Origin of the sequence: Algoriella sp., from assembly GCF_036647415.1 — a bacterium.
Lineage (GTDB): Bacteria > Bacteroidota > Bacteroidia > Flavobacteriales > Weeksellaceae > Empedobacter.
In genome coordinates this window covers 86475-102496 of the sequence record NZ_JAVXKG010000006.1, presented here as the reverse complement: position 1 = coordinate 102496, position 16022 = coordinate 86475, and the positions used below count along the sequence as shown (strand labels likewise).

Genomic DNA, 16022 nt, shown 5'->3' with positions numbered 1-16022 from the left:
TTTTATACAAAATCAAAAAGTCTATAAATACAAAATTCTGTTTGGATTGAACTCAAACAGAATTTTGTATACATTTAATACTTATTTTGTTGTATTAAAACTCTTGATTTATCACGTCTCTATATTTCTTTTTTTGAATGGATTATTTCATTCATAGATAATAGTAAATTAAGGTATAAAATTATCTCCTCGAATTTCCAAAACCATAACCCATCAACACATCATAACGCTGTCCCCAAGGGCGATAGTAAAATAATGCTTGATACTGATTTTCGGTTTGCCAAAAACTTCCGCTCACATAACTTGGATCAATTTTCCCTGTCTTCGTATTTTTAACAACATATTGATAGTTATAATATCCTTGTTTCAAGAATAATTCGGTTACCCAAAGTCCATTTTCGTCTTTATGTAATTTAGAATCTTCGTTAATTTCCCATTTATTAAATGCTCCAACAACATAAGGCTCATATAAACCATTCTGATCTTCAAAAGCATCTAATGCAAAATAAACCCATGCATAATCTGCTTCAGAATTCGCCGCATATTCGTTACCATAACGGTTATTTCTAATGTAAAAATTACCATCAATGTCTGGATAATCATCATAAGGTAAATTATATTTCGGGATATCTACTCGTAAAATAGTGTTATAAACGCTGTCTTTTCTGAAAGCTTGTTCTGTTGTTAAACTCGGAACTTCGAGATTTTTATTATCAAACCAATTGTATTCTGCACCACCTGGAAATAAAATATTTGTATCGCTATAGGTTAATTGATTTGGACGCGAAAAAGTTGAACGATCAACAAATAAACCTTCGTTCCAATTATTATTTTTCATCAAAAATAACTTCGCTCCATCTGGAACTTCAGTTAAGTTTTGTGTTCCGCTTGCAACTTGAATTTGCAAACGTTGATTTAACTCTTTTATCGTCGGATTATTGTAACGAGAAACCGTGACACCGACATCTGTAATCGGTTGATAAATTGCAAAACGTTGCGTAAAAATTGGATTAGAATCGTTTTCTAAATAGACTTTCAGAACATAATTTCCTGAAAGTTTAACATTCATTGTATTATTTGGAAACTGAATTTGATAATTGGTATATTTCTGATAGGTATTGAACGAATTTTTATACGTTCTGGCATAATCATTATTCATTCCTGTTAAAAACTCAGATTGAAAAATATTAGACTCTGACCAATCCGCATTTCGATGTTCTATAGAATAATTGTATCGTTTGTATCCTGCATTTATATCGTCAAACAAAAACAATAGATATTCGCTTGAACCTAGCTTGATAATTGGTGTATTATCATTTGTTTGCGGGTTAAAAACTTGCAAACTTTTAATATTTTTGGGTGGTTTAATTTCTTGAAACTGTCCAAATACGATCGAAGTAATTAAACAAACTATTATCGAATAAAATTTCATTTCTTTTCGTTATTTACGTAAACATACAAAAAAAACAGCTGTATTTTTGTTAAGTATATACCCTTTTATAACTCAAAATCTTATTTTTTAGTACAAAATAGAAAATTGATTAGATTTTACTTCTTTAGTTGAAGTTTCTAATGATAAAATTCTATTCTCGATACAATTTTTATTCATTCTTGTACTGAGTTTATCGAAGTGTCATTTCTAAAAATCACTCGAACTGACGAATTTTAATTTAAAATCGACAAAGAGTATTCTTACACTATTTTTAAAACATAAAATGGTCGGAATTTCTCCCGACCACAAGTAACTAATAAATATTTTTTTTATTTAATTTTTAATTATTTTTTGTTCAGTTATTTTACCATCTTTTGTTTGTATTTGTATCATATAAACTCCTTTGATAAGATGTGATAAACTAATTTCTGAATTAGATGTTTTTATTAATTCTTTTCCATCAATAGAAAAAACTTTTATTTGATTGATTTTTTTATCCGAATTGATAAAAACTTTATCTGTAACTGGATTTGGATAAATTGTTAGTTGTGATTTATTTTGTTCATTTGTTCCTAAATTATCGGTCATAACAATTAACTGCACAATACCAGTTGGCTGTTTTGTTGCACTTGTAAAATTAGAAACATTAACATAGTACATTACATCTTTATTAGAGTTTTCTATGTTTACAGTATGTGTAAAATCTGTTACTTGAGCACCTTTTGTTCCTACACATGTTAGTGAATTAGCAAATGTTGGGTTGGTTTGTTTTTCTTGCTCTGTTAATGATCTATAAACATCTATTCTTGCATCCCAAAAATTATCTGTAATGGTACGAACAGAAAAATTACTTCCGTTTCCTTTAAACTTAAACCATACACCATCATCTGATACGTTTGTTGTAGTAAGATTAATTCCTTCTAAATTAATATCAGCATACATTGAGCATGTAGAAATTAAATCATCTTCTGTTAAATTTGATCTTTTTGTATAGCCTGATGTGTCAAACTTTTGATCAAAAGTAAATTTCTCTATTAATAATGCTGTGGATTGGTCATCATTTTGAGGTGCTACTGAAGCTGTCGAAAGACAAATATCAAACTCCGAATCTGTAAGATTATTAGAATACGTGAATAGTCTAATGTAATATGTTTTTCCTACAACTAAATCATCTAAAATAGCTCGTTCTTCATCAATACATTCTTTTTTTATGAGTTGATTTGGCTCACCTTCATATAATGTAAAATATAAATCGCTTACACTTCCATCTGTTGGTGTTAATGTAATTACATGTCTTTTTGCTGTTGCTACAAATTTATACCATACATCATTATTGGGATTTGCAGAAGTTGTGCAACCTAATTCTTCTATCGATTTGGATGCATTATTAAATGTTCCTCTCAAACCTCCTTCACAAAAAATATCGTTTGATGGTGTTAACAATATTGCATCTGCAACTTCATCATTAATAGGCGTTGTTTTAGTTTTGAAAGTAATTTCTTCACAATTTACTGCGCTTCCTGATACATTGTAAGGAACAACTTTAATAAAATATTGCGTATTTGATTTTAGATTTGTGGTTAATTTATATGATGTTACATTCCCTAAATCAACATTATCTAAAATTGAATAAACACCAGATTGTTCTCCTAAATAAATACGATAACCTTCGGCACCACCAACTGGCGACCAAGTAAAGTTTTGATCTACACCAAAATTTTCGGCATTATTTGTTGGTGTTATAAATGTTGTACAAGATGGCAAAGTAACTGTTGATTGTGTAATTACAAGATCATCAAAATAAATATAAAAATTGTTTTGAGTACCGTCTAATAACAACGCTGCCGATGTTTTAGCTTTTAATTTAAATTGTGATCCTACAGGAACTTTATCAGCAGATATAATAAACTGAGAAGTTATTATTCCTTTTGTTGTAGGATCTAAACTTGTATCAAATGCTTCATTATAGCTAATTAAATCTCCTAAATTAGTCCAAGACGAGCCATTATCTATAGAGTACATAAATTGAAGTTGTCCATTTATTATACGGTCAGAAAAACGATGTGCTCTTGTTTTTATTGCTACCGTAATCTCGTTTCCATTAGATTCTGTATAATTTTTGGTTATAAATTCGACTACTGGAGATGGAGCTGCTGTTGTTGCAGAAATTGACTTTCTAAGCGATCTATTTCCGTTTAATGGACTAGCTGTTGATGATACCCAACCAGTACTAGATGGTGTGTAAGACCAACCAGATGGAAGTGCTGATGTTTCGAAAGTTTCGTTGACTGAAATTTGAGAATAGGCTGTTACACCAAGTACCATAGAAATGGCAAATGTTAAAATTTTTTTCATACGTTTAGTGATATTGGTTAATTCTTTTCAATTATACGTCAATTAGTTAGAAATAAATAAAAAATTATTAAAAAATATTTTAAATAAAAAAATCCTGTCTAAAAAAGACAGGATTTACATTATTATATATGATATTTTTTATTTAATAAATTGCAGGAAATACAGTTGGTTTTGCTTCATGCATTATTTCATATACTTTCTCTACCATATCATCTACAGATGGTTTAGAGAAATAATCTCCGTCTGTCGCATACGCAGGACGGTGAGCTTTTGCAGTAAGTGTTGTAGGAACACTGTCTAAACTAAAATATCCACCTTGTTTTTCGATGATTTCTTGTAATAAGAAAGCACTTGCTCCACCTGGAACATCTTCATCAATAATAAGTAAACGATTTGTTTTAGCTAAACTTTTTACAACATCTCCTTTAATATCGAAAGGTAATAAAGATTGTGCATCTATAACTTCAGCAGAAATACCTAATTGCTCCAATTCTTTTGCTGCTTCCATAACAATTCTCCAAGTAGATCCGTATGTTAACAACGTAATATCTTTTCCTTCTTTTGTTACTTCAACTTCTCCAATTGGTGTTGTAAAATCTCCAATATTTGTTGGTATTGGTTCTTTTAGACGATAACCATTCAAGCTTTCAACAACAATTGCAGGCTCATCTGCTTGCATTAAAGTATTATAAAAACCTGCTGCTTTCGTTAAATCACGAGGAACTAAAACATTTACACCACGTACCAAATTAAGAATTCCTCCCATTGGTGAACCCGAATGCCAAACACCTTCTAGACGGTGTCCACGCGTACGAATAATAACTGGCGCTTTTTGACCTCCGTTAGAACGATAAAGAACTGTTGCTAAATCATCAGAAATTCCTTGTAAACAATAAAGGATATAATCTAAATATTGAATTTCTGCAATTGGACGTAAACCTCGCATTGCTAAACCAATTCCTTGACCTAAAATTGTTGCTTCGCGAATACCTGTATCCGAAATACGATCAATTCCATATTTTGCTTGTAAACCTTCTAAACCTTGATTTACATCTCCAATATTACCTGCATCTTCTCCAAAAATTAATGCTTTTGGATATTTCTCGAAAATTTTATCAAAATTATCACGAACAATTACACGACCATCTTCCATTTCTGGATTTTCTGGATAATTTGGTGCAACTTGAGTAACATTAGTTGCTGTACCAGAAACTAACTTTGTCGAATAAATTTCTTCTTCTATTTTTAATTGTTTGTCTAACCAAGAAATTAATTCTGTTTTGGCAGTATTTTTTTCTTCTCTTGTTAAACGAATTACTTTACGGATTGCTCCATAAACATCACGTTTGAAAGGTGTTTTCTTAGATTTAAGATTATTAATTTCAATCGTAATAAATGCTGAATTAGAACTCGCATCTGCTACATTTTGTAATAATGCTAATCCTTTATTTTTCAACTCAAGAATTGGGTTTAAATAATCATCCCAACATTGTTTTTGAGCCGATTTAACTTCTTTCTTTATTTGATTTTCTAATTCTCCTAATTCTTCTTCAGAAATGATAGATTCTGGGGAGTTATCACCAAAGGCTAAAATATATTCGCGGAATTTTTTAATTCCATCAAAATCTTTTTCCCACTCTAAACGCTCTTCAGATTTATAACGTTCATGAGAACCTGAAGTCGAATGACCTTGTGGTTGCGTACATTCTTGTACATGTACAATACATGGTATATGATGTTCACGTGCAAAATTTTCTGCACGAGAATAAGCTTCTATCAAAGCTGCATAATCCCATGCTTTTACTGAGATAATTTCGTAACCTCTTTCTTCTGCAGTTCTTTCAAAACCAGATAATAATTCAGAAAGATTAGATTTTGTACGTTGAAATTTAGCTGGTACAGAAATTCCGTAACCATCGTCCCAAATAGATACAACCATCGGAACTTGTAAAACTCCACCTGCATTTATAGTTTCCCAAAAATGTCCTTCTGAAGTACTCGCATCACCAATTGTTCCGAAACCAATTTCATTTCCAGTTACAGAGAATTGTTGTTCCGTATCTGCTTGTGGTACATTACGATAATATTTTGAAGCTTGTGCTAATCCTAACAAACGAGGCATTTGCCCTGCTGTTGGTGAAATATCTGAACTTGAATTTTTTTGATCAGTTAATTTTTTCCAAGATCCATCTTCATTTAAAGAGCGCGTCCCAAAATGAGAAGTCATTTGGCGTCCACCCGAAGCTGGCTCTTTTTCTAAATCTGTTAATGCATACAATTGTGCAAAAAACTGTTCTACTGTTAATTGTCCTATTGCAAACATAAATGTTTGGTCGCGGTAATATCCCGAACGAAAGTCTCCATTCTTAAAAACACGTGACATTGCAATCTGAGGTAACTCTTTTCCATCACCAAAAATTCCAAATTTTGCTTTTCCTGTAAGCACTTCTCTTCTACCTAGAAGACTAACCTCACGAGACATAAAAGCTGTCTTATAATCATTAATGATTTGGCTCTTAAATTCTTCGAAAGTAATTTTATTTACCTCTTTTGTTTCCATTTCTTTTGTTTGTTGCAACACAAATTTAACAAAAGATTTGTAACTTAATCACAGAATTTACATCTAATTAGAAGATTAACTGTTTATAGCAAATAAACAAATACACTAAAAATTAACGTATGAGAAAAACTTTACTGAGTCTATGCCTAGTTTTTGCACTTGCAAATACAACTATTGTCACGGCTCAAACAAAAAATCAAGGTGCTACATTGGTTAACCAAGTAGAAGGAATAAAGGAATACAAATTAGCAAATGGTATGCAAGTTTTATTAATTCCTGATCCTTCTCAAAGTAACATGATTGTAAATATTGTGTATCATGTTGGGTCTAAACATGAAGGTTATGGTGAAAAAGGAATGGCGCATTTATTAGAGCATATGCTATTTAAATCGACAAAAAATCTTGGAGACATCAAAAAAATGTTGTCGGATAAAGGTGGAGATGCAAATGGAACAACTTATTACGATAGAACAAATTATTATGAAATTTTTCCTTCTTCGGACGAAAATTTACGTTGGAGTTTAGAAATGGAAGCAGATCGTATGATAAATGCGACAATAAAACAAGAAGATCTTGACAAAGAATTTTCGGTTGTACGAAATGAGTTTGAAATTGGAGAGAACAATCCATCAAGTGTTTTAATGGAACGTGTGATTTCTGCAGGATATTTATGGCATAATTACGGGAAATCTACAATTGGATCTAAAGAAGATATTGAGCGAGTAAAAGCACCACAATTAAGAAAATTCTACGAAAAATATTATCAACCAGATAATGCGACTTTAATTATTGCAGGAAAATTTGATGAGAAAAAAACAGTAGAATACATCAATCAATATTTTGCTTCTATACCAAAACCAACACGTGTTTTAGATGAAATATTAACAGTAGAACCAGCACAAGATGGTGAAAAATTTGTTGAAATAAAGCGTGCCGGCGATAGCCAATCAGTTGGTGTTATGTATCACGTGGCATCTTATAGCGACAAAGATTATGCGGCAATGGATGTTTTAAATCAAATTTTAACATCAGATCCTTCTGGTTATTTATACAAAGCTTTGGTTGATTCGCATAAAGTAGCTTCTATTTGGGCATATAGTCCAGAGGTTAGAGATGCAAGTTTCTTCTACATTGGGACAGAAATTCCGAAAGATAAAAATCTTGACCAAGTTAAAAACGATATCCGAACTGAATTAGATAAAGTTTCTACCATTAATTTTACAGATCAAGATGTACAACGTGCAAAAGCAACTATTGTAAAAGGAATAGAAAATAATAAAAATAATACCATTAATTATGCTGTTAATTTAACTGAAATTGTTGGTGCAGGAGATTATCGTTTAGGATTTTTATATCGTGATAATATAGAGAAGATAACAAAAGAGGATATAAAACGAGTTGCCGAAAAATACTTTAAAGCAAACAACAGAACAGTTGGAGTTTTTATTCCAACAAAAGATGAAACTCGTGTAAAACCAAATGAGTTTACAAATAAACAAATTACCGAATTAGTTTCCAATTACAAAGGTCGTGCAGCAGAAAAAGAGGCAAAATCTTTTGAAGCATCAATCAAAAATTTGAAAGCTAATTTTGCTGAAGGAAAAATAAATAATGGATTGAAATATGGTATTATTGACAAAGAAATAAAAGGTGAAAAAATTATTTTGTCGTTCAACTTACCAGTTTCTAATGAAAAAGATTTAGCCAACAAAGGTGCTATTGGTATGTTAACAGCAGAATTATTAACATCGGGGACAAAAAATCTAACAAAAGAACAAATCAAAGATCAATTAGATGCATTGAAATCTTCTGTTGGATTTAGATTTAATGGACAAACTTTATCCGTAAACATTAATACATATAAAAATTCGTTAGATAAAACTATGGATATTGTTCGTCAAATTATTACAGAACCTGCTTTTCCTGAAGCGGAATTAGTAAAATCTGTAAATGAGTATGTAACATATTTAGACGCAAATACAAATGATCCACAAGCTTTGGCATTTAATGAGATTCAACGTTTAACATCAAATTATCCAAAATCTTCTATTTATTATACATCATCTTTTCCTGAATTGAAAGAAGATTTAAAGAAAATAAAACAAGCGGATTTAGTTAGTTTTTATAAAAATATTTTAGGTGCACAAAATGGTGTAGTTTCTATTGTTGGTACAAATGATAAAGCTAAAGTAGAAAAATTGTTGAACGATACTTTTGGACAATGGAATAGTAAATCTAAATATGAAAAAGCATATCCAACATTTACTGCGACTAAAAAAGAAGATAAACTATACAATATTCCAGACAAAGAAAACGCTGCCGCAGTTGGTACTGTTAACTTCAAAATGAATAGAGAAAGTGCAGATTATGCAGCAATGCTTATGGCAAATGAAATGTTAGGAAGTGGAGGTTTCTTATCGGCTCGTATTCCGATGCGTTTACGCGAAAAAGAAGGAATTAGCTACGGTGCAGGTTCGTACACTTCAATTCCAAATGATCCTAAAAATGATGCTGCGAGCTGGACTTATTATGCTTTCTTAAATCCTACAAAACGAGATTTAGTAGAAAAAGCATTGAAAGAAGAAGTTGCTAAAGCTATAAAAGATGGTTTTACGGCAGAAGAACTAAAAACAAATATCGTAAGTTGGAAAAACAGTAGAAATACATCTTTGGGAACAGATGGAACGTTATTAGGATTATCAAATAATTACTTATTAAACGGTATCAACTTTGATGAATTTGATCAATTAGAGAAAAAAGTAGATGCTCTTAATGTAAATCAAGTGAACGAAGTTTTCAAGAAATATATCTCTTTAGATAAATTGACTTCTGTTTATACAGGTACATTTGACAAAAAATAAATTATTTTTTGCCCTCATAAAAAAGCTTCAGCATTGCTGAAGCTTTTTTTTATAGCTTTTTCCTAATAAATTTCTGTATAATTATTCAAATAAAGCTAGAAAATGAAAAAAATTTGTTAAAAAAGCCTCATTTTAACATTTTAAAAACAATTTGGTATAATAATTTCTTATGGCTAAACACAGAAAAAACAATTAACCGTAAAAAAGAAACAGGATGGAAGGATTAGGAGATAACAATAATCAATCGACGAGCAAAGGGAAAAATGGTTTGGTATTACCTTTAGCTTTGGTTGGTTTATTACTTGCAGGTAGTGTAGGATACAATATTTATCAGGCAAATCAAGTTAGTACACTCGAAAAAAATGAATCTTTGAACTCTCAGATTCTTAAAAACGAAACTGGTCAAAAAGACCAAGTAAGAAGACAATATGATTCGATTCTTAATGACTATACACAATATAAAGCTCGTATAGAAGATCGCAATAATTTGTTAGGAGATAAAGAAAAGATGATTCAGTTGAAAAATCAAGATATTCAACAAATCTTAGACAAAGACAATCCGACTCCGGAGGAAATGAACAAAGCGAGAAAAATGATTAATGATTTAGAAGGTAGTGTTAGAAACTACAAATCAGAAGTATCTCGTTTACAAAAAGAAAATGCTATTTTGGTTCGTAATGTAGAAGATTTAAACAATAAAAACTCTGCTTTAACAACGGATAACAATAATCTAAAAGAAAACAATAAAGAGTTAACATATAATTACGAAACAGAAAAAAGTGTACGTCAAAAAGACAACGCAATCTCTAAAGGAAAAATAAACGAACTAAGTTCTACTTTATCTGTTTCTAATCAACAAATAAAAGGAATACGAGTAAGAAGCAGCGGAAAAGAAGTAGAAAAAACACGTGCAAAACGTATTGATAAAATTAGAGTTTCTTTTGATGTAGATCGTAATTCTAGAACAGAATCTGGTGACAAAAAATTGTATGTTGCTATTTATAATCCTGATGGAACTTTAGGAAAATACGGTAATACACAAGGAGGTCAAATTGAATTGAGATCGGGAGAAACAGTAAATTATTCTGATGCAATTAGTTTTAATTACACAAACGGTCAAACAAAAAATATTACGTTTGATTGGGAAAATGAGGAATTCCAAAAAGGAGTTTATACATTCAATGTTTACGAAAACGGATTCAAAATTAGTCAAGCAAAAATTACATTGAACTAATTTATTCAAAATATAAATCAAAAAAATCCTCAAGTCTTACTTGAGGATTTTTCATTTATACTTATTTAGCTTATTATTTCTTCAACAAATTAATACTAACCGTTGCCAATTCGTTATTTGGATATTTTTTGAATAATGAATTATCTGGAATCAATCCTGTTTCTTTACAAATACGATGAAAAACATCAACTTCTACTATATATTGATCCGAGAAACCATGCGTCGCATCATAAGCTGTTGCTGGTGTATTTCCTAAATTTTTCGCTGTTAAATCTGGTGCTATTGTATGTAATTCAATCAATAATAAACCAAACTTATCTACATAAGGTGCCCATTTTTTCAGATGATTCAATAAATTTTGTTCAACATCATTATTTGATAATCGTTTTCCTCTATACGTAAATGCACCTGTAGAAGTGCTTATTCTAGCTGTTTTTACTTCACCAACATCTTCCCAAATACGATTATGATCTAAAAAAGTTCTGATATTTAACAAATCACTTAATTCAATCGCGTAATCTTCGCGCAAATCATTCGCCAAACGATCTGGATCACCAATATCTCCCCAAATTACTTTTGCCCAAATATCATTTTTTATCAAATTTGCACGTGTTACTTTTAACGCTGCTTGGTTATAATCTGCTCCAACCAAAAACAACGGATATTCGTCCAAATGTTTTCCACGTAAAGTTTGACGCTCGATAACATCATATAAATGCTGTAACAATGCTCCATTTCCACATCCCATATCCAAAATACCTTTCGGCTGTTCTTCTATCGGACGATTAAAAATATCAATTACAAACTCATCTACAACTTTAAAATAGGTTGAATGCGCTCCTCCACTTCCCCAAACATTCATTTCGCGATTCACGTGTTGTTCATCTTCACCGTCTGCTATTTCACGTAGTTTTGTTGGTGATCCGAATAATAAATCATTCAACTTAGAGAACATTGGCAAATACGAAACCGTTACGCCATACGAAGTTGCACGACGTGCAAAAAATAAGCCTGTTTCTGTGAATTTATAATTTTTTTCGTGTTTGGTAAACCAGCCTAAATCGGCTAGTCGTTCTAGAACTTTTTCAAAAGTTTGTGGATTTTTATGAAATTCATCTGCACTAAAAGATGCCTCCATAAAATATTTATGAAACAAACCACTCATTCCCATTCTTACAATTATTGGCCCAACTAAAGCGCCTTCTATATGTTTTGTAATCTGATAATGCAATGGTTTTTCAGCAAACTCTTCGTCTTCACTTGTCATCAAATACGTTTTGTATTTATCAAAAAGTTTAATCCATTTTTTACAAAATTCATCCGAAAAATCTATTTGTTTTAAAACTTCATCTTCTGCCAAAAAAGTTGCTAAATCTTTATAAATATCAATATTTGTAAAAGCTCGATCTGAGTATTTATTTGTTTGAATTTTTACTTGATTTTTTTCATTATCAACCGAATATTCTAACATATTTTGCGATGCCAAAACACGCAAAGCAACATTAAGATAACCTTCGTTTGTCTGAAATTCTTTCGTCAAATCATCTAACATCATTGTTTTATGCTCTACAATGTAATGTAAAATTCCTTTGCTCGCCAAAGTATTCAAAACGGGTGCAGTTACAAGTCCGTCGAGATGTCTAAAAATTAACGATCTCAAATATTTTTTATCCATTTTGGTTGATTTATTTCTATTATAAATATATTGAATTATACATTATTGTTTTCCCAATAATTTACTAAATATTTCAACTAAAAAAGCCAATCTATTTGATTGGCTTCTATTCGTATAAAAATTAACCTAGTTTGATAAAATTACCATTCAAATCAAATTTTAAATCAAGATTATTTTGAATTAATTCTACCTTGATTTCTTTATCTTTTGCATCCTTTTCAATTTTATTTACATCAATTTTAGGATAATTTGTTTGAATATATTTTGATATATTTTCTGGAAAAAATTTTGTTGGAATTGGTTTATTCATTCCGTTTTTCACTTCTTTCCAATCTCCATTTACATCAAATTCTATTTTCGTTCCGTCTTTTAATTGAGTTTTATATTTTGTTTCACTTCTATCAACTTCTTTTATCGAATAATAAATATCCGAATTTGAAAAGTTCTGTTTAATGAAATCTTGTGCCTTCACAGGAAAATTAGTTAATGCGACAATTGTTTCATCATGATCTAAAGTAACCGTTTTTTCTTGACCATTATCTTGTAATACAGTATAGCCATTTGTTGCTACTACTGTCTTTTGAGCTGATAATGTGTCTTGATTAACAGATTTTTTTTCTGTTGTTTCCTTCGTTTCTTGTACTGTTTTCTTCGATTCGCACGAATAAAAACTAACCAAAGTTATGGTTGCTATTGCAAAAAATATTTTTCTCATAATACATTGATTTTAAAAATAATCAACAATCATTATGCCAAAAAAAAGTCGCTCAAGGAGCGACTTTTTATAGTTAAATTATTTTTTCTTTTGAACCAAGATTAGATATTCCCACGGTTTCAACTTCAATTTTGTCGAAGTATTAAGTGTTACATCTTTATTGTTCATAAAGTTTTTGTAAACTCCATTTATTGGAACTGTAATTTCTTTATTTGCTTTGGTAAAATTCGCAATAAAATAAGCTTCTGTCGTATTCTTTTTACGTTTAAAAGCTAAAATAGATTTATCATCAGAAGTTTTAAGACGCTCATAAGATGCAGCTTTTTTTGCTCCATTGAAGGCTTCATTTGTAACTTTCAATTCACCTAATTTTTCGTAAACACCACGCATTTTTGCATTCGGATTACGCGTAATAGAATCTTTGACAAAGAATTTTAATCGACGATCAAAATCTTCTTCCTGTCCATTATAAATCAACGGAATTCCAGGTAAAGTATACGTCAAGGCGGCAAAAGTTTCTACTGCATCGCCCATTCTTTCATATTCACTTCCTGCCCAAGAATTTTCATCGTGATTGGATGTAAACAATAATTTATAATCATCGGCTTGCCATTTTTTTGGAATAGAATCCATGTAAACATCAATCGCTGATACATTTTTCTTTCCGTTCGCAATGTCATTCATAATATGATGAATTTCCCAACCATAAGCGGCATCAAAAGCAGTTTCTAACAAATCTGGTTTCTCCGTTTCTCCTAACATAAAAATCTCGCGACCATTAGCTAATTGTGGCTTAGCATCGTTCCAAAAATCTGTTGGAACTTCGTGTGCCATATCGCAACGGAAGCCATCAATTTTGAAATCATCTAACCAATATTTCATATCCGCAACCATTTGTTTACGCATTTCCTTATTGTTAAAATCTAACGCAACAACATCTGTCCAATCATAAGGTGAATGCATTTTTCCATTCTTATCTTTTTCGTACCAATCAGGATGTTGTGTTACCCATGGATGATCCCAAGCTGTATGGTTTGCAACCCAATCCATAATGACATAAATTCCATTTTTGTGCGCTTCGTCTACCAATTTCTTGAAATCATCAGCCGTTCCAAATTCTGGATTTATTCCACGATAATCTTTGATCGAATAATAAGATCCTAAACCCTCTTTGCGATTTTTTTCTCCAATTGGATAAATCGGCATCATCCAAAGAATCTTAACACCTAATTTCTTAATATTCGGAATCTCTTTTGTAACTGCGGCGAATGTTCCTTCTGGCGAAAACTGACGCACATTTACTTCATAAACCACAGAACTTTCTGCCATTTCAGCTGTAAAAGGTAAAATTCCTTGTTCTTTTGATTCTGTTTTAACTTCTTCTGATTTTGTTTCATTTTTGTTGTTACAACTTGCCAAAAACAAAGTCGTCATCATCGTTAAACCAATTATTTTTTTTATCATAAATCTTTTATTAACCTATAAACTAATCTATTTTTTCTAACAAAACGGTATCCGAATTTGTAGTCATCTCAATTGTTCCATTTTTTACAACACCACTTGTTCCTGTATAAAAATCTCGCACTTTTGTTCCATCTTTCCATAAATTAACCACATTAATTAATTTCTTTTCAGAAGAATATCCAAGTGAAATAATTACCTCATCGTTCTCATATTTTCTAAAAAATACATACGGATCATTTTGTAAATCGGTTTGTTTACCAGCTCCTACAGCAGGATGATTACGACGAAATTGACCTATTTTTTGGAAATGATTTAATAATGATTCCGTTTCTGAATTTGATTTTATATCATTCCAATTCATGTTAGATCGTAAATTTGCATCACCATCAACGCCTTCTACTTCGAGTGGACGAGCCGTTTCATCGCCATAATAAACCTGAGAAATACCTGGTGCTAACAACAATCTTATTCCAGCGTCCCAAGGATTTTGACGATTTTTATCGAATGGAGAACCATCATCATGCGAAGTAATGTAACTCATTACCGTTTTACCATTCATCTCATTTTGTAAAATATCATTGTATCGATTGAATAATTTTTGATACGATTCTTTATGTGATGAACGCAAATCGAAATTGATTAAAGCATCAAATCCATTGTCATAATAATTGACTTTTTTATCTGGAAATGGAAATTGTTGTGCATCATTTATTGTATAATTGTACACTTCTCCTAACAAGAAAAATTTGTTATTATCCAGAACTTTTGTTGGGTTTTTGGCTTTATATTCTGCAAAAGCATCTTGACAAATTTCTGCAAATTTCTTCCAAACTTCTTCTTCCGTATGTTTCACCGTATCCACACGATAACCGTCAACGCCATACTTTCTGATATAATCTGAAAGCCATTTCATGATGTAATATTTTGGTGCTTTTGGAAGATTGTATTTTACAAAAAATGCATTCAATTCTGCAACTTCTTTTTCTAATCGTCCTTCTTGCGACCATTTTGCCAACAATTGTGGCGGTAACATGACATCTTTCTCTGATTCTGTTAAAATATCTGGAAGATTTTTGACTAACGTACATTCTATCGTTGTCTTATACGAATCGTAGGTACATTGTGGCGAAACACGTACCCAATCCGCAGGAAAAACACCGTCTGAATTGGTTACTGGTCCTGTATGATTGATTACCGCGTCCAACATAATACGAATGCCTTTTGCGTGAGCTTTATCAACCATTTCTTGAAACTCTTTTTCAGAACCCCAGTTTTTATCAATCGATGTCCAATCTTTTGTCCAATAGCCGTGAAAACCGTATGTTTTACCTTGACCTTCGTCTACATATCCATGAATTTGCTCTACAATTGGCGTCATCCAAATGGCATTAATTCCTAAATCTGAGAAATAATTTTCATCTATTTTTTGACTAATTCCTTTGAAATCTCCTCCTTCAAAACCACGAAGTTTCGCTGTTTCGGCAGTTCGTCCGTAATTTATATCATTTTTTGGATTACCATTATTGAAACGATCTGTCAATAAAAAATAAACATTTGCTCCATTCCAAACAAAAGGTTGTTTTTCCGAATGAACAATTTGTGTTGCTTGCGTTGCTGTTTTAGAACAAGATGTTAAAAACATTGAAGCTATTCCTACCGAGAAAAGTATTTTTTTCATACTCTTTAATTATGATTAATTAATTGTCAAGCTGAATTTATTTCAGCT

At 31.2% G+C, this 16022-nt stretch carries 9 protein-coding genes; 2 read left to right on the top strand and 7 right to left on the bottom strand.

Annotated elements, in window-relative coordinates:
• Positions 1–181 precede the first annotated feature (181 nt).
• The 3 genes from RSC72_RS04280 to RSC72_RS04270 all read right to left on the bottom strand — a co-directional run bounded on the left by RSC72_RS04280 (position 182) and on the right by RSC72_RS04270 (position 6347).
• The gene (locus RSC72_RS04280; protein WP_442878298.1) at positions 182–1432 is read right to left on the bottom strand and encodes a type IX secretion system plug protein; all 1251 of its coding nucleotides are present in this window, start codon (positions 1430–1432) and stop codon (positions 182–184) included.
• Positions 1433–1765: 333 nt separating this feature from the next.
• Positions 1766–3787 carry a T9SS type A sorting domain-containing protein gene (locus tag RSC72_RS04275; RefSeq protein WP_332543526.1) on the bottom strand — a complete coding sequence of 674 codons (2022 nt, stop codon included), beginning with the start codon at positions 3785–3787 and terminating at the stop codon, positions 1766–1768.
• Between the two features lie 142 nt (positions 3788–3929).
• Positions 3930–6347 (bottom strand): alpha-ketoacid dehydrogenase subunit alpha/beta, encoded by a 2418-nt coding sequence (locus tag RSC72_RS04270; protein ID WP_332543525.1) that lies wholly within the window; start codon positions 6345–6347, stop codon positions 3930–3932.
• A gap of 119 nt (positions 6348–6466) precedes the next feature.
• Here RSC72_RS04270 and RSC72_RS04265 point away from each other — a divergent pair, with 119 nt between their 5' ends.
• A complete protein-coding gene (locus tag RSC72_RS04265) occupies positions 6467–9208 on the top strand; it encodes a M16 family metallopeptidase (RefSeq protein WP_332543524.1) in 2742 nt (913 codons plus the stop codon).
• 214 nt (positions 9209–9422) lie between these two features.
• The gene (locus tag RSC72_RS04260; RefSeq protein WP_332543523.1) at positions 9423–10442 is read left to right on the top strand and encodes a hypothetical protein; all 1020 of its coding nucleotides are present in this window, start codon (positions 9423–9425) and stop codon (positions 10440–10442) included.
• 73 nt (positions 10443–10515) lie between these two features.
• On the opposite strand, the gene RSC72_RS04255 is transcribed toward RSC72_RS04260, so the two are convergent.
• From RSC72_RS04255 to RSC72_RS04240, 4 genes are all read right to left on the bottom strand, one after another.
• Entirely contained in the window at positions 10516–12117 is a 1602-nt protein-coding gene (locus RSC72_RS04255) for a class I SAM-dependent methyltransferase (RefSeq protein WP_332543522.1), read from the bottom strand.
• Positions 12118–12238: 121 nt separating this feature from the next.
• Positions 12239–12832, bottom strand: a complete 594-nt coding sequence (locus tag RSC72_RS04250) for a PepSY-like domain-containing protein (RefSeq protein WP_332543521.1) — start codon at positions 12830–12832, stop codon at positions 12239–12241.
• 78 nt (positions 12833–12910) lie between these two features.
• Positions 12911–14296, bottom strand: a complete 1386-nt coding sequence (locus RSC72_RS04245; protein ID WP_332543520.1) for an alpha-amylase family glycosyl hydrolase — start codon at positions 14294–14296, stop codon at positions 12911–12913.
• Between the two features lie 22 nt (positions 14297–14318).
• Positions 14319–15974 carry an alpha-amylase family glycosyl hydrolase gene (locus RSC72_RS04240; RefSeq protein WP_332543519.1) on the bottom strand — a complete coding sequence of 552 codons (1656 nt, stop codon included), beginning with the start codon at positions 15972–15974 and terminating at the stop codon, positions 14319–14321.
• Between the last annotated feature and the right edge of the window lie 48 nt (positions 15975–16022).